The 18,125-nt window shown below is 56.9% G+C and carries 17 protein-coding genes; 3 read left to right on the top strand and 14 right to left on the bottom strand.

From position 1 onward, the window contains the following. Positions 1 to 749 (top strand): SDR family NAD(P)-dependent oxidoreductase (locus tag ACOVRA_RS11985; RefSeq protein ID WP_421720489.1); only part of this gene is annotated, 749 nt, incomplete at its 5' end. A gap of 2 nt (positions 750 to 751) precedes the next feature. Here the strand turns inward: ACOVRA_RS11985 and ACOVRA_RS11980 are convergent. From ACOVRA_RS11980 to ACOVRA_RS11950, 7 genes are all read right to left on the bottom strand, one after another. Next, positions 752 to 1,615 (bottom strand): glycosyltransferase family 2 protein, encoded by an 864-nt coding sequence (locus tag ACOVRA_RS11980; RefSeq protein ID WP_421720488.1) that lies wholly within the window; start codon positions 1,613 to 1,615, stop codon positions 752 to 754. Positions 1,616 to 1,705: 90 nt separating this feature from the next. Next, positions 1,706 to 3,361: a ribosome biogenesis GTPase Der gene (der, locus tag ACOVRA_RS11975; protein WP_421720487.1), complete on the bottom strand. Its 1,656-nt coding sequence runs from the start codon at positions 3,359 to 3,361 to the stop codon at positions 1,706 to 1,708. 3 nt (positions 3,362 to 3,364) lie between these two features. After that, positions 3,365 to 4,765, bottom strand: a complete 1,401-nt coding sequence (locus tag ACOVRA_RS11970) for a PQQ-binding-like beta-propeller repeat protein (RefSeq protein WP_421720486.1) — start codon at positions 4,763 to 4,765, stop codon at positions 3,365 to 3,367. Further along, on the bottom strand, positions 4,762 to 5,859 hold the full coding sequence (locus tag ACOVRA_RS11965; protein WP_421720485.1) for a tetratricopeptide repeat protein: 1,098 nt from the start codon (positions 5,857 to 5,859) through the stop codon (positions 4,762 to 4,764). The genes ACOVRA_RS11970 and ACOVRA_RS11965 overlap by 4 nt, the downstream gene beginning before the upstream one ends. 136 nt (positions 5,860 to 5,995) lie before the next feature. Beyond that, on the bottom strand, positions 5,996 to 6,823 hold the full coding sequence (panB, locus tag ACOVRA_RS11960; protein ID WP_421720484.1) for a 3-methyl-2-oxobutanoate hydroxymethyltransferase: 828 nt from the start codon (positions 6,821 to 6,823) through the stop codon (positions 5,996 to 5,998). A gap of 96 nt (positions 6,824 to 6,919) precedes the next feature. Then, positions 6,920 to 8,332 (bottom strand): dihydrolipoyl dehydrogenase, encoded by a 1,413-nt coding sequence (gene lpdA, locus ACOVRA_RS11955; RefSeq protein ID WP_421720483.1) that lies wholly within the window; start codon positions 8,330 to 8,332, stop codon positions 6,920 to 6,922. Between the two features lie 63 nt (positions 8,333 to 8,395). Continuing rightward, entirely contained in the window at positions 8,396 to 9,037 is a 642-nt protein-coding gene (locus ACOVRA_RS11950; protein ID WP_290801174.1) for a MarC family protein, read from the bottom strand. Between the two features lie 435 nt (positions 9,038 to 9,472). Between ACOVRA_RS11950 and ACOVRA_RS11945 the strand changes: the two genes are divergently transcribed. Next, positions 9,473 to 9,793 carry a YegP family protein gene (locus ACOVRA_RS11945; RefSeq protein WP_290801177.1) on the top strand — a complete coding sequence of 107 codons (321 nt, stop codon included), beginning with the start codon at positions 9,473 to 9,475 and terminating at the stop codon, positions 9,791 to 9,793. Between the two features lie 34 nt (positions 9,794 to 9,827). Here the strand turns inward: ACOVRA_RS11945 and ACOVRA_RS11940 are convergent, their stop codons facing one another. From ACOVRA_RS11940 to ACOVRA_RS11910, 7 genes are all read right to left on the bottom strand, one after another. Next, positions 9,828 to 11,105 (bottom strand): pyruvate dehydrogenase complex dihydrolipoamide acetyltransferase, encoded by a 1,278-nt coding sequence (locus tag ACOVRA_RS11940; RefSeq protein WP_421720482.1) that lies wholly within the window; start codon positions 11,103 to 11,105, stop codon positions 9,828 to 9,830. Between the two features lie 11 nt (positions 11,106 to 11,116). Beyond that, a complete protein-coding gene (locus tag ACOVRA_RS11935; protein WP_421720481.1) occupies positions 11,117 to 12,481 on the bottom strand; it encodes a pyruvate dehydrogenase complex E1 component subunit beta in 1,365 nt (454 codons plus the stop codon). 105 nt (positions 12,482 to 12,586) lie between these two features. Next, entirely contained in the window at positions 12,587 to 13,558 is a 972-nt protein-coding gene (locus ACOVRA_RS11930) for a hypothetical protein (protein WP_421720480.1), read from the bottom strand. 43 nt (positions 13,559 to 13,601) lie between these two features. Then, complete coding sequence (gene pdhA / locus ACOVRA_RS11925; protein ID WP_421720479.1) at positions 13,602 to 14,615, bottom strand: pyruvate dehydrogenase (acetyl-transferring) E1 component subunit alpha; 1,014 nt, start codon at positions 14,613 to 14,615, stop codon at positions 13,602 to 13,604. Positions 14,616 to 14,682: 67 nt separating this feature from the next. Continuing rightward, entirely contained in the window at positions 14,683 to 15,027 is a 345-nt protein-coding gene (locus ACOVRA_RS11920; protein WP_290801188.1) for an FtsB family cell division protein, read from the bottom strand. A gap of 87 nt (positions 15,028 to 15,114) precedes the next feature. Continuing rightward, a complete protein-coding gene (eno, locus tag ACOVRA_RS11915) occupies positions 15,115 to 16,401 on the bottom strand; it encodes a phosphopyruvate hydratase (RefSeq protein ID WP_421720478.1) in 1,287 nt (428 codons plus the stop codon). A 113-nt stretch (positions 16,402 to 16,514) separates the two neighbouring features. Then, entirely contained in the window at positions 16,515 to 17,642 is a 1,128-nt protein-coding gene (locus tag ACOVRA_RS11910; protein WP_421720477.1) for a COX15/CtaA family protein, read from the bottom strand. Positions 17,643 to 17,792: 150 nt separating this feature from the next. On the opposite strand from ACOVRA_RS11910, the gene ACOVRA_RS11905 reads away from it, so the two are divergent. Continuing rightward, complete coding sequence (locus ACOVRA_RS11905; protein WP_290801196.1) at positions 17,793 to 18,050, top strand: DUF2842 domain-containing protein; 258 nt, start codon at positions 17,793 to 17,795, stop codon at positions 18,048 to 18,050. The last annotated feature ends 75 nt before the right edge of the window (positions 18,051 to 18,125 follow it).

Genomic DNA, 18,125 nt, shown 5'->3' with positions numbered 1-18,125 from the left:
TGACCGATACGAAAGTCGTCCTTGTAACCGGGGCAAGCCGGGGCATCGGCCGTGCGGCAGCCATTGCGTGCGCGCGCGCGGGCATGCAAGTTGTTGCCACGGGCCGCGCTCAAAAAGCGCTGGAGGATTTGGATGACGAGATCCGCAAGGCCGGTGGCCTGCCTGCGACCATCGTACCCATGGACCTCACAGACTTTGATGCGATTGATCGCTTGGGCGGGGCCTTATTCCAGCGCTATGGCCGCTTGGATGGGATGATCCATGCGGCGGCCCATTTGGGTGAGTTGACGCCCGTCGCCCACGCCACCCCCCGCATGGGCGAGCAAATGATTGCGACCAATCTAACAGCGAGTTGGCGCTTGATCCGTTCGATGGAGCCTTTGTTGATCCAATCCCCTGCCGCACGCGTGATCTTCTTTACCTCCGGCGTCGCCCACCATCCTCGCGCGCATTGGGGCCTGTATGCTGCTACCAAGGCCGGTGTTGAGGCAATGGCCAAGTGCTGGGCTGATGAGATTGAGTTTAAGAAGGTCGTGGTCACCGTACTTAACCCAGGCGGTGTGGCAACCAAGATGCGCAAAAACGCCTTCCCGGGCGAAGATCAATCGACCCTGCCCCAGCCCGAACATCTGTCCAGCATGATTTTGGAACTGATGCGCGAGAGCCATACACAGACCGGAACAACGGTGCATTTCCGCGAGACCGAGCATTTCAAAGCTTGGCAAGCCGCCCATCAGCCGAACAGCTAGAATCAGCGCGGGCTTGCTTGCCCCGTCATCCCGCGAAAGGTTCCGGCGCACGTGCCGCCATAGCGGGCACGTCGTTTCGCGTTGAAGGTCACAAGCGCCACCAAATATTTCAAGCCATTGATCAGAAGGATCGAGGCGGGATTATAGGCCAAGCCATATTTGCGCGAGATATAAGCGCGCGACCACGCTTGACAGGCGCGCATTAAAAAGGCGGTTTTGAGATTGGGTGTGCTGGACTTGCCGCGCAAATGAGAGACCACCGCTTCGTGCACATAGAGGATCGGATAGCCCTGATCGACAACGCGGCGGCATAAGTCATCATCTTCGAAAAATAGGAATATCTTCGGGTCAAAGCCGCCCAAAGCTAGGAAGAGATCCCGGCGGATCAGCATGCAGGCCCCAGACAAGGCCGGCACGCAAGCATCCCCGCTTGGCACAATCTTGCCGCTGACTTTGCCCTTCAAATAGGTGGAAAGAATCGAGCGCGGCTGAAAGAAGTAAGAGCCGTCCTCTTCATAAATTCTGGGTCCAAATAGACCAGCTTCAGGATAGGTTTCGACGGCTTCCAAAAAGCGCTCAATCGCGTCGGGCTGGACCACGGCGTCTGGGTTGATGAAGAGCAGCCATTCGGTCTGAGCTGCTTCTGCGCCGCAATTATTAGCGACGCCAAATCCGTGATTTGTGTCGCATGCCAAAACCTTCGCACCTTTTGCTCGCGCGATGGACTGGGTTTGGTCATGGCTCGCATTATCGACCACCAAAGTCGTGACGCCTTGCGCCTGCAAGGCTTCAACGCAGGCCGCGATGACAGCTGCGCTGTTGTAAGTGACAACAATCGCAGTCACGCTGGCAGGTGTTTGCCTCATCGCACAAACTCTTTGGATGGGTGAAGGCCCATAATCATGATCCCGTTTCCGAGACCGAACTAAACCTTGATTTTGCCGAAACTTAAAGGACTAGCGCGTCTTTTTATTGGCGCGCGACGCATTCTTGCCCAGCTTCTTGCCCCCGGTCGGGATGCGGGCCTTTGGGGCAAAAGTCGCACTTTTGGGCTTGGTTGGCTTTGGCTTTTCCGCCGCCTTTGGCGCACGATCAGAAGACTGAGCATGTTTAGCAGCAGCCTCGCGGTTCTTACGCGATAGATTTGGTCGCCCGCTCTCATCACCCGCATAGGGGTTTTTGGGCGCACGCACCATGAAGCGGATCGGCACGGCTGGCATATCAAAGGCTTTGCGAATGCCATTGACCAGATAGCGCACATACGTATCCGGCAATTGCGCCGCACGGCTTGCCAGCAGCACAAAGGTCGGCGGGCGGGCCTTGATTTGGGCAATATAGCGCGGCTTCACCCGTCGGCCGTCAACCGCAGGCGGCGGCTGCTTGGTGACGACTTCTTTCAGCCAGTCATTGAGGTCTCGCGTCTTTACACGGGCATTCCAGTCTTCATGCACATCCAGCACGGCGGGCATCAATTTATCGAGGCCACGACCAGACAAGGACGAGATCGGCACCAAAGGCGCACCACGCGTCTGCGGCAGGACTTTATCGGCCCGCTCTTGCAAGACGGCCAAGCGGGCTTGGGTATCTTCCACCCGGTCCCACTTTGCCAGCACATAGACAAGGCCACGGCCTTCGCGCGCGACCAGATCGGCAATCTGCAAATCTTGCTTTTCGAAAGCCTCGTCGGAATCCATCACCAGCAAGCAGATTTCGGCAAAGCGAATAGCGCGCAAGGTATCGGCGACCGATAGCGTCTCGAGTTTTTCTTGAACCTTGGCCTTCCGGCGCATCCCAGCGGTGTCGACCAAGCGCACGGGCCGTCCGTCCCACACCCAGTCCACCCCAATTGAATCGCGCGTGATGCCGGCCTCTGGCCCCGTCAAAAGGCGCTCTTCCCCGATCAAGGCATTGACCAGCGTCGACTTGCCCGCATTTGGACGACCAATGACGGCAATACGCAGCGGCAGATTATTCTCGCTGGCGGCAATATCGGTAAAGCCTAAGCCTTCTAAATCATCATCATCTTCGACAAATTCGCCCGTTTGCGGAGCCTCTTCCTCGGCCTCATCTTCGTCGTCAAATTCGTCTGCGACCACCGGCGCTGCTGCCCGGTCGCCCATCAATGTGAGGATGGCGGAATAGAGATCGGACATCCCTTCGCCATGCTCGCCCGAAATCGGGATGGGTTCGCCAAGCCCCAGCCCATAGGCTTCGATCACACCGGCGTCGGCCAGTTTGCCCTCCGCCTTATTGGCCGCCAGGATCACAGGCTTGCCAGAGCGGCGCAAAATATCGGCAAAGACTTCATCGATCGGGGTGATCCCTGCCCGCGCGTCGATCAGGAACAAGCACAAATCCGACTCTTGAATGCCGGCTTCGGTCTGAAGGCGCATGCGCGCTTCAAGGCTTTCATCCGCGGCGGTTTCAAAGCCTGCCGTGTCGATCAGTGTCAGGTCGAGATCGCCCAACCGACCGCTGGCTTCGCGACGATCGCGGGTGACACCGGGTGTGTCATCGACAATAGCGAGCTTGCGCCCAGCCAAACGATTGAACAGGGTGGACTTGCCAACATTGGGTCGACCAACGACCGCGATTTTGAGAGGTGCGGCCACGACCTATCGGACAGCCACAACAACGCCGTCATGGGTGTAGAAATACAACGTCCCATTGGCGATGGCGGGCGGCACGAAGATCGGTGCCTTTGCATCCCGGGTGAACAGCGTCGTGCCATCTTCGGGCTTCACCACTTCGATCTTGCCCAAGGAAGACGCCAGAACCAGACGCCCACCGACCATCACCGGGCCAGTCCAGGAAATCAGGTTCTTTTTCTTCTTCTCATTGCGATAGCTTGGCAATTGGCGGGTCCATTTGATTCCGCCTGTTTTCACATCCATCGCGACCAATTCGCCCGTGGTTGAGACAACATAGACGAAGTCGCCAGCGACCCAAGGCGTTTGGATCGAGGCAATCGCCTTTTCCCAAACGCGTGTGCCGGTCCGCAATTCAATGGCAGCAAACGTACCCGACTGGCTGGCAGCAAACACGATACCGCCAGCAACAACCGGACGCCCGGCAATGTCATTGATGGTGGACAGCGAATTGGAGGAGCCCGCGCGGGTCAAAGCTTCTGACCATAGTCTGCGACCATTGGCGGACAGATAGGCAATCACTTCACCTGAGGCAAAGGGGGCTACCAAGGTTTCGCCAACCAGAGCGGGGCTTGGGCTGGAGAGCATGCGGGCAGGCTCAGCAATCGCCGACTGGGTCCATTGAATACGGCCGGTGGCTGCTTCAACGGCAAACAATTCGCTGTCATTGCTGGTGACAAAAACCCGGCCACCCCCCGCCAAGGGCGAGGCATGAATGGGCGAGCCCGCGTCAATGCGCCAAGCCTCTTGCCCATTGTCGGCATTGAGGGCGACGAGATTACCAAAGCCAGTTGCCGCATAGACTTTGCCATCACCAAACGCGATCCCGCCGCCGATGGCGGTGCTCTCGTCGCGATTGAAGAAGCGACCGCGCGCTTTAGAAGCTGGCACTAGGGACTTCCGCCAAATCTCGCGGCCATTGGCCTGATCTACCGCATGAACGGTACTTTTGGAGTCAAAGACAAACAGCTTTCCGTCGGCAACGACGGGCGTGGCGGTGATCGCTCCGCGCGCACCAGCGCCCTGACCAATCTTCTTGCGCCAAACAATCGCCAGTGGGCCAGAGCCTGAGACGTTTTGCGGTGCATTGCTCGCCACGCCGCCAGCATTTGGCCAAGACGATAAGTCTTGCGCTTCTGGCACGGTGACGACCACGCTTTCAAGCGCCGGGTCCTTGGTCAATTGTTCTTCAAGGCCTAGTACCGAAATACGCTCTTTATCTTCGGCAATTGCGTTCTTTGCCCGATCCCCGCCAAAGGGCCACAGGCTCGAGGCCCGATCTTGTAAAGAGGCACAGCCCGACACCAAAACCAAGGCGCTGGTCGTGGCAAGGCCAAGCGAGCGCAGACGGCGCGACATAAAGGTCATAGACCATCTCCAGACTTTGGCTGTTCCGCAGGCGCGGGTGCAGCGGGTTCAGCCGCGGGTGCCGTACGGTTTTTTTCAATCGCTTTGATTTGACGCTGTTGGGCCTCAGTGATCGCCTTTTGACGGGCCATGCTGGCCTGACGCTCACGCTCAATCTGGGCCAAAACCTCTGGGGAGACCGCCCCACCTGCTTGTTGGCCGGCTGGCAATGGGGTTTCGATCACGCGGACATTGGGCGGAAGCTTGGTGCCGGGTGGCAGTTTAACGCCGGGAGGCAAACGCACGATGCGGGGATTTTCAGCTGTACCTTCGCCTTGCGCTTGGCCTTGAGCAGCTTGAGCTTGAGCTTGGGCTTGGGCGGCTTGCATTTGCGCCATTTGTTCGGGCGTCATGCCACCTTGGCCTTGCCCGGCTTGTTCGGGGATAACCATCGGAATCTTGGACGCGCTGGCAGCAGCATCAATCACCGCCATCGCTTGGCCTGCCCGAGCGCGCACGCCTTGGGGTGCAAGCGGGTCCATCTGCAACAGCGCGTAGCTGGAGCGTGCAGCAGCGGCGTCGCCAGACGACCAAGCAATCGCAGCAGCCAATTCACGCGCCAAAGGCGCAAACGCGCCCTTGCGGTCAATGATCGGCTTCAAACGCGCATTCATCTGATCCTTGGTTTCGCTGTCTGCCGCGATATAGGCCGCGCGCAGGCGCGCCAGATCAGCCAAATCCACATCCTTGATCTTTTTGGCAGCATCTTCATAAGCCACACGTGCTTCGGCAGACTTTGATTGTTCCTGCAGGACAGCGGCGCGTTGCAATAAGGCTTGGGCAGCAAAACCGGCGGGAGCAGTTTTCGCCAGCTCCGCGAGGCTTGCAGCCCCACCATTTAGGTCGCCTGCTTGCAGCTTTGACATAGCCGCATCATAAGCGACACCGGCCTTATCAACGGCTTTTGCCTGCTCGCTCTGCCAGAATTGCCAGCCTGCACTGCCAGCCAGTCCCAGAACAATGGCCCCGATGACAAAAGGGGCTGCCCGCTTCGCGAGGTTTTCCGCGGTCTCTTTGCGCAGCTCTTCTTCGGCTTCGCGAAATAAATCAGACACGCTCACTTCTCCATCGATTCTAAAGGCGTCTCAGACATGAGACTTAGTGTGATAACCTGTTGACGCTAAAGGTGGTGGTCACACAGGGCAAGGTTTGGGCTCGCGCGAAACTGCGACGATTTGAGGGCAAAAGCACTTAGGGCGCGCGTTTTAGCACATAGGTCTCCGCTTCGGCAGGAAATGTCCGCTCCCGCACGTCTTGTGCATAATGGGCCGCAGCCTGATCAATGACATTTCCAAGATCCGCATAACGGCGCACAAATTTCGGTGTCCAAGGGAACATGCCCAGCATATCATCGGTCACCAGGATCTGACCGTCGCATTTTGCAGAAGCCCCAATCCCAATGGTGGGTGCCCGAACGAGAGAGCTGACTTCGGCAGCAATATCTTCTGCAACCCCTTCCACCACAATGGCAAAAGCCCCTGCACGGTCTGCGGCTAAGGCCTCGCGCAATACGCGGTCGCGCTCTGCCTTGGTGCGGCCTTTGGCGCGAAAGCCACCGTCCACATTCATAGCTTGCGGGCGTAAACCGACATGGCCCATGACCGGGATGCCGCGATCAACCAAGAAGGCAATGGTATCAGCAATACCCTCGCCGCTTTCAACCTTTACGGCTTGGCAGCCCGTTTCCATCATGACGCGGCTGGCAGAACGCCACGCCACTTCATGGCTTTCTTCATAAGAACCAAACGGCAAATCGACGACGACCAAAGCCTGATTAGAGCCGCGCATCACGGCGCGACCATGCAAGATCATCATATCGAGTGTGACACCGACCGTAGAGCTAAGCCCATGGACAACCATGCCCAAACTATCGCCAACCAGCAGCACGTCCGCATGAGGGTCGAGCAAGCGCGCCATCGGGGCGGTATAGGCCGTCAAACAGACAACGGGCGACTTGCCCTTGCTGCCTGCGATGTCGCGCACAGTTTTGCGTTTGGTGGTTTCGGTTTGAGCACTCATGGCCGTGTCTCTACACCGAGGCGCGCGCAGGCTAAAGGCCCCGCGCCTAATCTGCTGCATTTGTCATGAAGGCCGCCAAAGCCGCCCGCGTGCACTTTAGACGTGAATCACGCGCCCATAGGCATCCAGCACCGCCTCATGCATCATTTCCGACAAGGTTGGATGCGGGAAGACGGTTTCCATCAATTGGGCTTCGGTCGTCTCTAAGGTCATGGCGATGCCATAGCCTTGGATCAGTTCGGTCACTTCGGTGCCGACCATATGGGCCCCCAAAAGCTCACCGGTTTTCTTGTCAAACACGGTTTTGACCATGCCTTCAGGCTCACCCAAGGCAATCGCCTTGCCATTGCCACTGAAGGGGAATTTGCCGACGCGGACGTCATAGCCCGCAGCTTTGGCCTTTTCTTCCGTCAAGCCAATGCTGGCGACTTGCGGGTTGGAATAAGTGCAGCCCGGAATGCGCGCGACATTGAGGGCATGGGGGTGGAGGCCTGCAATGGCTTCCACGCAGGAGACCCCTTCATGGCTGGCTTTGTGGGCGAGCCACGGCGCGCCCGTCAGATCGCCAATCGCATAGAGCCCTTTGACGTTCGTGCGGCCCATGGCATCGGTCACCACATGGGTGCGGTCGACGGTGACGCCAAGCTCTTCCAGACCCAAATTCTCAACATTGCCGACAATGCCAACCGCCAAAATGGCGCGATCGGCCTCGATGGTCTCAAGCTTACCGCCACTTTCGATGGTAGCTGTCACAGTGGAAGCTCCAGCCTTCAGCCCTTTTACCGAGGCACCCGTGATCAAGCGGATACCGCGCTTTTGAAAGGCCTTGGCGGCAAAGCCTGAAATCTCGGCATCTTCAACCGGCAGGATGCGGTCGAGGGCCTCCACCACGGTGACTTCGGAGCCGAGCGAGCGGAAGAAGCTGGCAAACTCAATCCCGATGGCACCAGAGCCAATGACCAGCAAGCGCTTTGGCATGGTGTCGGGCACAAGCGCCTCACGGTACGTCCAGATCAGCTTGCCATCCGGCACGAGGCCTGCGGCAGGAATGGTGCGCGCGCGGGCCCCTGTCGCCAGAATGACGTGCTTGGCTTGCAGGGTGCGGGTGCCGCCAGCGGCGAGGTCAACGGTGACGCCCGGGGCTTCTGTGCCCTTGGTAAGACGGGCCGTGCCGGCAATCACCTCAATCTTATTTTTCTTCATCAAATAGGTGACGCCGCCAGACAATTGTTTGGCCACTTTGCGTGAACGATCGACAATCTTCGACAAATCAAAGCTCGCGCCCGTCACCGACAAGCCATAGGCTTCGGCATGCTTGATGTTTTCATAAACATCGGCAGAGCGCAGAAGCGCTTTGGTCGGAATACAGCCCCAATTCAGGCAAATGCCGCCCAAATTCTCGCGTTCTACAATGGCGGTCTTAAAACCCAATTGGGTAGCCCGAATGGCGGCCACATAGCCCCCGGGGCCTGATCCAATTACGACGACATCCATAGTATCACTGGCCATCCAAAACTCCTGATCTCAGATCACTCTTTAGCCTGCTTTCGGTCCTGCTTGGAAGGCCTTGAGCTACCCGATACCGAATGCCCCCTTTACGCCATCGACGATGAACTGCGCCGCCAAGGCTGCCAGAATAATGCCGAAGATGCGGGTAATCATGGCAGCAACGGTCGCACCCATAATTTTGGTCAGCGGACCAGCCAACAGAAATCCAATGAGGCACAAGAGTAGGTTCACACCCGCCCCGGCCAAAACCATGCCTTGCTCTGCCAAATCCTTCGACTGGGCAAACAACAACATGATGGAGGCAATCGCACCTGGACCAGAGATTAGCGGGATGGCGAGCGGGAATACCGACACATCCTCAAATCGTTCTGGATGTTTTTGGGCTTCGGCCAACACCTTTTCATTGCGCTCTTCGCGCCGCTCGGTACGCTTTTCAAACAGCATGTCCACGGCGATCAAGAACAACAGCACGCCGCCCGCCAAACGAAAGGCATCCAACGAAACATGTAACTTGCCCAAGAGCCATTGGCCGCCAAAGGCAAAGCCGACCAGCACAATGGTTGCCACGCCGACCGACTTAAACGCCATCTTATTTTGCCACGCCCGCGAGGTGTGCTGGGTTAAGGTGGCAAACATGGGTGCGACCCCTGGCGGGTCGATCACCACAAAGAAAGTGACGAAGGCGGCGAGAAACAGTTCGAGCATGACCGACCTCTAACCCGCTTTGGGGTTGGGGTCATCCTCTAGCAAACAGTTACTTCACATGAGCTTTAACGACGTGGATCGTCAAAGTCCCGGCGGCGCGGCCGCACGTCTGGCAAAGCCGAAATCGGCCCTCGCCGGTCGACCAAAATGGCGCGCTCATAGCTGTCGCGCTCATGTCCCAAAAAGCGGGCCGCAGGCCTTTTTTGCCCGCGGCCGCTAGACCCCCCAAACCCAAACCAACCCATATCCGGAATCTCCGCTCCGATTGTTTTTATGGGTTTAGCTTAGTCGAGATTGGTTAATTCGGCCCCAGAGATCGTGGTTAAATAAATGTTACAAAACAACACTTGACCCAAGTCCTGATCTGAGTGTCATATCACCCAAGAATACAGTGAGACGTTCCAAGTATTCATGCCGTTGGGAGGAGTTTGTAATATGTCAAAGTTCGAGACTTATGAAGCGAAAGATGGTTTTCGTTGGCGCTTTAAAGCTACCAACGGGAATATTCTGGCGGATTCAAGCGAAGGCTATTCCTCAAAAGCCTCCCGAGACAACGGCATTGAACTCTGCCGCAAGGGTGAGCTGAAGTATGAGGTCTTTGAATCCAAGGGCCAATATTACTGGCGCGCCAAGTCAAAGAATGGCAACATCATTGCAGATGGCAATGAAGGCTATAAGGCCAAAGCAAGCTGTGAGAACGGCATGGAATCCTTCCAGCGCCAAGCGCCAGACGCGCCCGTCGTCGAAGTCGAATAGCGGTTCAAATGGCGTAAGGCAGGCCTAGCCTGCCTTACAGCATCAGGCCGATGGGCTCTTCAATCAGGCTCTTAAAGGCTGCAAGCCAAGCCGAGCCAATCGCCCCATCAACTACGCGGTGATCACAGGTCAGCGTGACGCTCATCACCGTCGCAATCGCCAAAGCGCCGTTTTTGACGACTGGGCGCTGTTCCCCTGCCCCAACAGACAAGATGCAGCCTTGCGGCTCGTTGATGATGCTCATAAAGCTCTTGATCCCCATCATGCCCAGATTGGAGATAGAGAACGTGCCCCCGGCATAATCTTCCGGCATCAGCTTCCGGTTGCGCGCCTTATCGGCCAAGCTCTTCATCTCATCAGAAATGGCGGCAAGGCCCTTGGTTTCGGCTTTGCGAATGACGGGCGTGATCAAGCCGCCATCAATGGCGACGGCCACCGCAATGTCTGCATGATGATGGATCAAGATCCCGTCTGACGTGTAGGACGCATTGGCCGCTGGCACGCGCTTACAGGCAAGCGCAGCCGCTTTAATCACCAGATCATTGACCGACACTTTCGCATTTTGCGCGGCACCGACTTGATTGAGCTGCTTGCGCAATTCCAACAATTTGTCGATTTCCAGATCAATATTGAGCGGGAAATGCGGCACATCGCGGAAGCTCTCGGTCATGCGGCGCGCAATTGTCCGGCGCATCCCATCCAAGGGCAGAACGTCATAGCTGCCGTCGGCATAAGGCAATGGGCTTGGCGCGCGCGGCGCAGAAGCTGGAGCTGGAGTTGGCGTGGGTGCTGCTGGTGCCGCACTGGCGGCTGCCTGGGGTGCTTGCCCGCGCGCAGCTTCCACATCTGCTTTGACGATGCGGCCATGCGGGCCAGTGCCGGTAACTTGGGCCAAGTTGATGCCAGCCGCTTCGGCAATGCGCTTGGCAAGTGGTGATGCCATGATACGACTAGCGTCACTTGCCGCAGGTACGGCTGCGACAGGCGCGGCGGCTGGTGTTGGATTAGGCGCAGCAACGGGGGCCGCAGCAACTGGGGCTGGCGCGGCAGGTGCGGCGGATGGGGCTACGCCCTCGCCTTCAATGCGCGCAATCACGGCATTGACCTTTACGCCTTGGGTGCCTTCGGCGACTAAAATCTCCAGCACTTTGCCTTCATCGACCGCCTCGACTTCCATCGTCGCTTTATCGGTCTCGATCTCGCACATCACGTCGCCAGACTTCAGCACGTCGCCAACTTTCACATGCCATTTCGCCAACACGCCCTCTTCCATCGTCGGGGACAAAGCGGGCATCAAAATGTCGATAGCCATGGGCAAATTCCTCAGCGATTGGTGACGGCGCGGGCGGCCGCGACGATATCTGCCGCATTCGGCAAGGATAGTTTCTCAAGATTGGCCGCATAGGGCAGCGGTGTATCCTTTTGGTGGACACGCACAGGGGGTGCATCCAGCCAGTCAAAAGCCCCGTCAATGACGCAAGCAATCACTTCTGCGCCGACACCCATCGGCCCCCAACCTTCTTCCGCCGTGACCAAGCGATTGGTCTTTTTGACCGAAGCGATGATGGTTTCCGTGTCGAGTGGGCGCAGCGTGCGCAAGTCGATAACTTCGGCCGAAATGCCCAAAGCTGCCAATTCTTCCGCCGCCTGCAGCGCAAAGCCTACCATGCGCGAATGGGCGGTAATGGTCAGGTCTGTGCCTTCACGACGCACTTTCGCTTTGCCAATCGGTACAACCCAGTCATCGCCTTCGGGTACGTCAAACTCAATGCCATACAGAAGCTCATGTTCAAGGAAGACGACAGGGTTTGGATCGCGAATAGCGGCTTTCAATAGGCCCTTGGCATCGGCAGCATCATAGGGCGCGATCACTTTCAGGCCCGGCACATTGCCGTACCAACTTGAATAATCATGGCTGTGCTGGGCACCGACGCGCGAAGCTGCACCATTCGGCCCCCGGAAGACAATTGGAGCGCTGATCTGGCCGCCAGACATATAATGTACTTTAGCGGCAGAATTGATAATATGATCAATAGCTTGCATCGCGAAGTTCATCGTCATGAACTCTACAATAGGCTTGAGGCCGGCCATAGCAGCACCCACGCCCATGCCGGCAAAGCCATGCTCGGTGATCGGCGTATCAATCACGCGGCGGTCGCCAAATTCTTCTAAGAGGCCACGGCTGACCTTATAGGCACCTTGATACTGGCCAACTTCTTCACCCATCAGAAAGACGTCAGGGTCGCGGCGCATTTCTTCGGCCATCGCGTCACGCAGCGCATCGCGCAGGGTCACCTTTACCATCGCCGTGCCGGGTGGAATTTCTGGATCGGTCAAGATTACGGGCGCAGCGGCGGCCATCGGTGCGGGCGCTGCGACTGGTGTCGGCGCTGGTGCTGCAGCCACCGGTGCTGGCGCTGGCGCAGCGACTTCATCCTCACTCGAAATGCGTGCAATCGGCGTATTGACCTTCACACCTTGACTGCCTGCAGCCACCAACAAGGCTTCAACCACACCTTCATCGATGGTTTCGACTTCCATCGTGGCCTTATCGGTTTCGATCTCGGCAATAACGTCACCTGATTTGACCGTGTCACCGACCTGCACCAGCCATTTGGCTAACGTGCCTTCCTCCATAGTCGGAGAGAGTGCGGGCATGAGGATTTCAATCGACAAGGCAGGCTCCATATTGGTTGGATCAGGTTGGGCCTGCCGGTGACAGGCCCTTCCTCTTCATCGTGTGCAACAGGGGCGACTAAACGCCCCTGTTCTTAAAAACCCAAAACGGGTTGCTTACTTCTTCTTCGCTTTGCCAGCTGGTGCTTTTGCCGGCGGAGCCTTCTTGGCAGGCGCACGACCCATTTCTGGGGGAGCCAACAAGCCACCTGGTTTTTGATGTTCGTTCAATTGGAAACGAACAGCCGCATACTCTTTTTCAAACGCCGTTTTGCCGGGCTGGAACACCGAATTAACGCCATCTTGGACCACTTTTTGGATGACTTCATAATCATCCTGACCATTGTCCTGACGGCAGGTGCGCACTTGATTGATGCGGTCTGGCATAGCGCGCAATTCGTCCAACAGCGCATTAAAGCCATTGCGGGTGTTCGATTGGGCAAACGACTCCGCAGTCATGGTGCCGAGGGCCGCAGGGCATGAAGACGTATATTGTGGCTGGGCTGCTGAACCCGTCAAATTGCCGATGAACCGACCTTTGGGTTCTGTCCAAGCCGAAAGGGCCGCTTGGGGGGCCTCAACTGGGGCAACTTCACCCTTTTTTTGCTTCGGTGCCTTTGGTGCAGGCAGTTTGCCGATACGTTCAATATTGCCCGTCGCCGCGGCGTTCATGGCGTTGAAGGCTTTAGCTTCTTCATTCGCTGCGTTGGACAAATAGTCGCCCAAATTGATCCGAATGGCTTCGATGTCGCGGCGCGCATTCTCAACCAAGCAGTCCTCATAGGCGTCCCACTTTTCGCGGACCGCTTCAAAGCGACGCTTCTCGCCTTCAACATAGGTGCGGCTGGTGCTTTCTTGAATGGCTGCGGCATCCATGTCGAACTTAAAGGCTGGGCAGCTTGGGGTGTAGACGAGGCTATCGATCTTGCCGCCGCTGAAATTGCCCGCATGCACTGGGATGCTGCTGGTCGTAGGTGCAGGTGCCGCGGTGGGCGCTGCAGCTTGTGCAAACGCAGGCACGCCGCCGAATTGGACCCCAATTGCAGCAACAAGGCCAATGGCAGCAGTGGCGATGAGTGTGGTCTTCATGGCTTTCATCTTGTTTTCTCCCACAAGGGGCCTGCCTTTTGGCTTAGGCCTCAACATAAATGTGACGCATCAACTCTGAAGGGTCGGGCTCTGGGCTTGTTTGAGCGAAATCGGCAGCATCGGCTACTATTTCTTTCACGTCCTTGTCGATCGTCTTCAGGTCTTCTTCAGTAAACAACCCATTTTCCAAGCCATAGTGGCGCATGTGCTCAATGGGGTCGCGGGTATCGCGCACCTGCTTTGGCTCATCTTTGGGGCGATATTTAGCCGGATCGGACATGGAATGGCCACGATAGCGATAGGTCTTCATTTCCAAAAGGAATGGACCCTTGCCGGAACGTGCATGCTCTAATGCGCGCTCTGCGGCTTTGCGCACGGCCAAAACGTCCATGCCATCGACTTCTTCGCCGACGATTTCAAAGCTGATACCGCGCTTGAACAATTCAGTCTCAGCCGAAGCGCGCGCCACGCTGGTGCCCATGGCATATTGGTTGTTCTCGATGACATAGACGACTGGCAAACGCCACAGGCTTGCCATGTTGAAACTCTCATAGACCTGGCCTTGGTTGGCCGCGCCGTCACCAAAGTAGGCGACCGAGACTGACTCGTTGCCGCGATAACGATTGGCGAGCGCTAGACCGGTACCCAGCGCAACTTGCGCGCCCACAATGCCATGCCCGCCATAGAAATTGGCCTCTTTCGAGAACATATGCATTGAGCCGCCCTTACCGCGCGACGAGCCACCAATGCGCCCAGTCAATTCTGCCATGATCTCGCGCGGGCTCATGCCACAAGCCAGCATATGACCATGATCGCGATAGCCGGTGATGACTTGATCGCCTGGCTTTTGCGCAGCTTGCATGCCGACTACAACGGCTTCTTGGCCAATATAGAGGTGGCAGAAACCAGCAATCAAACCCATGCCATAAAGCTGGCCAGCGCGCTCTTCAAAGCGGCGGATCAACAGCATATCGCGATAATAGGCGAGCGCCTCGTCGCGATTGACTAAGTTTGATGGAGAAACAGCAGCGGACCCGGATGATTTCTTGGCAGCCATCGATGCGTACAACCCTTCTCAGAACACGATATCCATAGGCAGAAGCGGGCCAGACGTCCAGTTGCGTTCACGGATTGGGGGTCTGCGAAGATGCAGAAGGTCCCGCAACGGCTGCTGCTTTTGGCAATGTCATCGTAATATCGTTCGGCCCTACCAGCCCCAATTGAGACATGGCGCGCTCTTCCACATAGTCCGAATCAACTTGGCCAGCCTGATAACGCGCCAACTTGCGCTCCAGCTCAGCCCGCTGCTTCACCAGATTATCGCGCTCGGCAATCAAACTGTCGGCCCGCTGTACATAGGAGTGCCACGACAGCACCCCCTGCTGGCCGACAAAAAAGTGCACAGCAAAATAAACCAACACCCCTGAGAACAGGAAAGTTGAGATACGTATGCCCTTTAAGAATGCCATACCGACAATGCCTTTTGGTGGCGTGGCCGCTCGTTGCTGAGCCCACGCCATCTTGTGCCTAAACTTGGTAAACCAAGTGTTAGCAAATTACCCGTGGGCGATTTTCAAAGCACCATGGCCGGCAAAGACCGCTTGGCCTTCCAACATTTCTTCGATGCGGATCAATTGGTTGTATTTGGCTGTCCGATCCGAGCGCGCCAAAGAACCGGTTTTGATCTGACCACAATTGGTCGCCACTGCCAGATCGGCGATGGTTGAATCTTCGGTCTCGCCCGAGCGGTGCGACATCACCGAGGTATAGCCATTGCGGTGCGCGATTTCGACGGCATCCAAAGTCTCGGACAAGGTGCCAATTTGGTTGACCTTCACAAGGATGGAATTAGCCAAGCCATCGCGAATGCCTTGCTGCAGACGGGCAGGATTGGTCACGAACAAATCATCGCCGACCAATTGGCACTTCTTGCCCAAGAGATTGGTCAGGGCAGCCCAACCCACGAAATCATCTTCGGACATGCCATCTTCGATCGAGACAATGGGGAATTTGTTGACGAGGCCTTCGAGATAGTGCGCCATTTCTTCTGGGGCCAAGGTCTTACCCTCACCCACCATGGCATATTTGCCGTCTTTGAAGAATTCCGTGGCCGCGCAATCCAGCGCCAGCGCTACATCTTCGCCGGGCTTATAGCCAGCCTTTTCAATCGCCTGCATGATGACGCTCAAGGCTTCTTCAGCAGAGGACAGATTTGGCGCAAAGCCGCCTTCATCGCCAACATTGGTGCTGTGACCGGCATCTTTCAGCAGCTTCTTCAGCGTATGGAAGATTTCAGAGCCCATGCGCACGGCTTCGCCGAACGTGTCCGCACCCAGCGGCATGATCATGAATTCTTGGATGTCGATTGGATTATCAGCATGAGCCCCACCATTGATGATGTTCATCATTGGTACGGGCAACACGCGCGCATTCACCCCGCCGACATATTTGTAGAGTGGCTGGCTGGCCGCTTCAGCCGCTGCTTTCGCAACAGCCAAAGAGACGCCGAGGATGGCATTGGCACCAAGGCGCGACTTATTCGGCGTGCCATCCAGCTCGATCAGAATATCATCGATGTGGCGCTGATCTTCAGCTTCAAAGCCTTCCAGCGTCTCAAAAATCTCGCCATTGACGGCCTCGACAGCGTCCAGAACGCCTTTGCCCAAATAGCGCGAGCTGTCGCCGTCGCGCTTTTCAACCGCTTCATGTGCGCCGGTCGATGCGCCCGATGGCACCGCAGCGCGACCGAAAGAGCCGTCTTCGAGAATGACGTCAACTTCAACAGTCGGATTGCCACGGCTGTCTAAAATTTCACGGCCAACGATATCGATAATTGCGGTCATAAGGGGCTCCACCAATCTGGCTGCAGCGTGAGGCTATCCATCACCTGCGTTCACCCAAGCGCGTTAGCGCGACCGCGCGCGCAAAGCTAGGCTAAAGACGCAAACAGCCTATGCTAGACTGCAAGCTTGAGGGGCTGGACCTTGGGCTTCAGGCTGGCGCGCATCAACATCATGGCGCTGGCAAACAGGATCGCACCCAAGCCTTGATGCGCAATGCCCAGAAGCACGCCTTCCACTTGCGGCGGCGCCCAATGACCAAATCCGATCAATGTCGAAATACCCAGCAGCATTTGGCACACGACCAAAATCGCCACGGCATGGCCCCACACGACGACATCGCGCTGACTCGAACGACGGGTTTGCAGCCAGACCAAGATCATCGCGATCCCAATGCCATAGGCCCCAAGGCGGTGGTTGAATTGGATGGTGGAGGTATTCTCGACAAAATTGCGCCACATCGGGCTTAATGCCGCATAGTCTTTCGGATAAAGACCACCCGCAAAGGTCGGCCAATCATTATTGATCAGGCCCGCATCGGTGCCAGCAACAAAAGCACCCAAAACGATTTGGAACGCGAGGAATACAACAAAGCCAATCGCCCAGGGTGCCACTTTCGCATCGCCGTGCTGGGGTTGTTTGGGGACGAATAAATCCAGCGCGGTCCAGAGTGCCAAGCTCATCAGCAAGATCGCCAAGGAAAGATGGGTCGCCAAACGATAAGCGGCCACGTCCAGACGGTCACCACTCAAACCGGAACTGACCATCCACCAGCCGATAAAGCCTTGCAGGCCACCCAAGGCGAACATCCCAATCAGCCACGGCGTCATGCTGGAGCGCAAATGCCGCATCACGGCAAACACGATCAGCGGCACCGCAAACGCCAAACCAACCACGCGGCCTAAGAGGCGATGCGCCCATTCCCACCAGAAAATAAACTGAAACTCACTCAGGCTCATGCCCTTATTTTGCAGCTTATATTCAGGGATCTGGCGATATCGCTCAAACTCTACCGCCCATTGTTCCGCATTGAGCGGTGGGATCGCGCCATGGATGGGAGACCAATGCGTGATCGACAGGCCAGAATCTGTCAGCCGCGTCGCGCCGCCGACAATGACCATGCACAAAACCAAAAAGGCGATGAACATCAACCAGCTACCGACGCGAACATCATAGATGCGCTGACGCTGCTCTGGCAGGGTCATTTGGCTACGCAGATTGGAAACAGGCAATACCTTGGTCATGACAGCTTGGCGTCCTAAGTAGCGGTACAGTTAGTTGGCCGGCGCACCTTGGCAAGGGCCAGCAATGACCCAACTGACCAGTCACAGCGACGTGGTTTGCGGCGCGGCCTGCTTACAGGTTAAAGAGGCCTAACATCAAGGGAGAAGCATGTGAAAGCGACACATCGACGCGCCATTGGAATCACACTGACACTGGTGGTCTTGGTGGTTTATTCCTTCTTTGCAGCTTCCGTTGGTGCCTTGTTTGCAGACAAGCCTTGGTACGCCCAGATCAGCTATTTTGCCGTCGCCGGCCTCGCTTGGGTATTCCCGCTCTATCCAGTTTACATGTGGATGCGCAAACCAGACCCGGATGAAGCTGCAGCCGAAAAGCCACCCGAAGCCGCCGCCGTGCGCAAGCGGGGCTGATCGATCAATTTTGTAATTTGGGGTGAAAATGGTCGGAGCGGCGGGATTCGAACCCACGACCCCTTGTCCCCCAGA

Source organism: Aquidulcibacter sp., from assembly GCF_049239865.1.
GTDB lineage: Bacteria > Pseudomonadota > Alphaproteobacteria > Caulobacterales > Aquidulcibacteraceae > Aquidulcibacter.
Note: the sequence above shows the minus strand (reverse complement) of the source record. Positions and strands in the feature narration are given on the sequence as shown.

Excerpts from the sequence above, each read along its gene's own strand:
- ACOVRA_RS11935 (WP_421720481.1), bottom strand. The coding sequence starts at position 12,481 with ATGGAGCCTGCCTTGTCGATTGAAATCCTCATGCCCGCACTCTCTCCG.
- panB (WP_421720484.1), bottom strand. The coding sequence starts at position 6,823 with ATGAGTGCTCAAACCGAAACCACCAAACGCAAAACTGTGCGCGACATC.
- ACOVRA_RS11980 (WP_421720488.1), bottom strand. The coding sequence starts at position 1,615 with ATGAGGCAAACACCTGCCAGCGTGACTGCGATTGTTGTCACTTACAAC.
- eno (WP_421720478.1), bottom strand. The coding sequence starts at position 16,401 with ATGACCGCAATTATCGATATCGTTGGCCGTGAAATTTTAGACAGCCGT.
- pdhA (WP_421720479.1), bottom strand. The coding sequence starts at position 14,615 with ATGGCTGCCAAGAAATCATCCGGGTCCGCTGCTGTTTCTCCATCAAAC.
- ACOVRA_RS11950 (WP_290801174.1), bottom strand. The coding sequence starts at position 9,037 with ATGCTCGAACTGTTTCTCGCCGCCTTCGTCACTTTCTTTGTGGTGATC.
- ACOVRA_RS11970 (WP_421720486.1), bottom strand. The coding sequence starts at position 4,765 with ATGACCTTTATGTCGCGCCGTCTGCGCTCGCTTGGCCTTGCCACGACC.
- ACOVRA_RS11940 (WP_421720482.1), bottom strand. The coding sequence starts at position 11,105 with ATGGCTATCGACATTTTGATGCCCGCTTTGTCCCCGACGATGGAAGAG.
- lpdA (WP_421720483.1), bottom strand. The coding sequence starts at position 8,332 with ATGGCCAGTGATACTATGGATGTCGTCGTAATTGGATCAGGCCCCGGG.
- ACOVRA_RS11945 (WP_290801177.1), top strand. The coding sequence starts at position 9,473 with ATGTCAAAGTTCGAGACTTATGAAGCGAAAGATGGTTTTCGTTGGCGC.
- ACOVRA_RS11930 (WP_421720480.1), bottom strand. The coding sequence starts at position 13,558 with ATGAAGACCACACTCATCGCCACTGCTGCCATTGGCCTTGTTGCTGCA.
- ACOVRA_RS11910 (WP_421720477.1), bottom strand. The coding sequence starts at position 17,642 with ATGACCAAGGTATTGCCTGTTTCCAATCTGCGTAGCCAAATGACCCTG.
- ACOVRA_RS11920 (WP_290801188.1), bottom strand. The coding sequence starts at position 15,027 with ATGGCATTCTTAAAGGGCATACGTATCTCAACTTTCCTGTTCTCAGGG.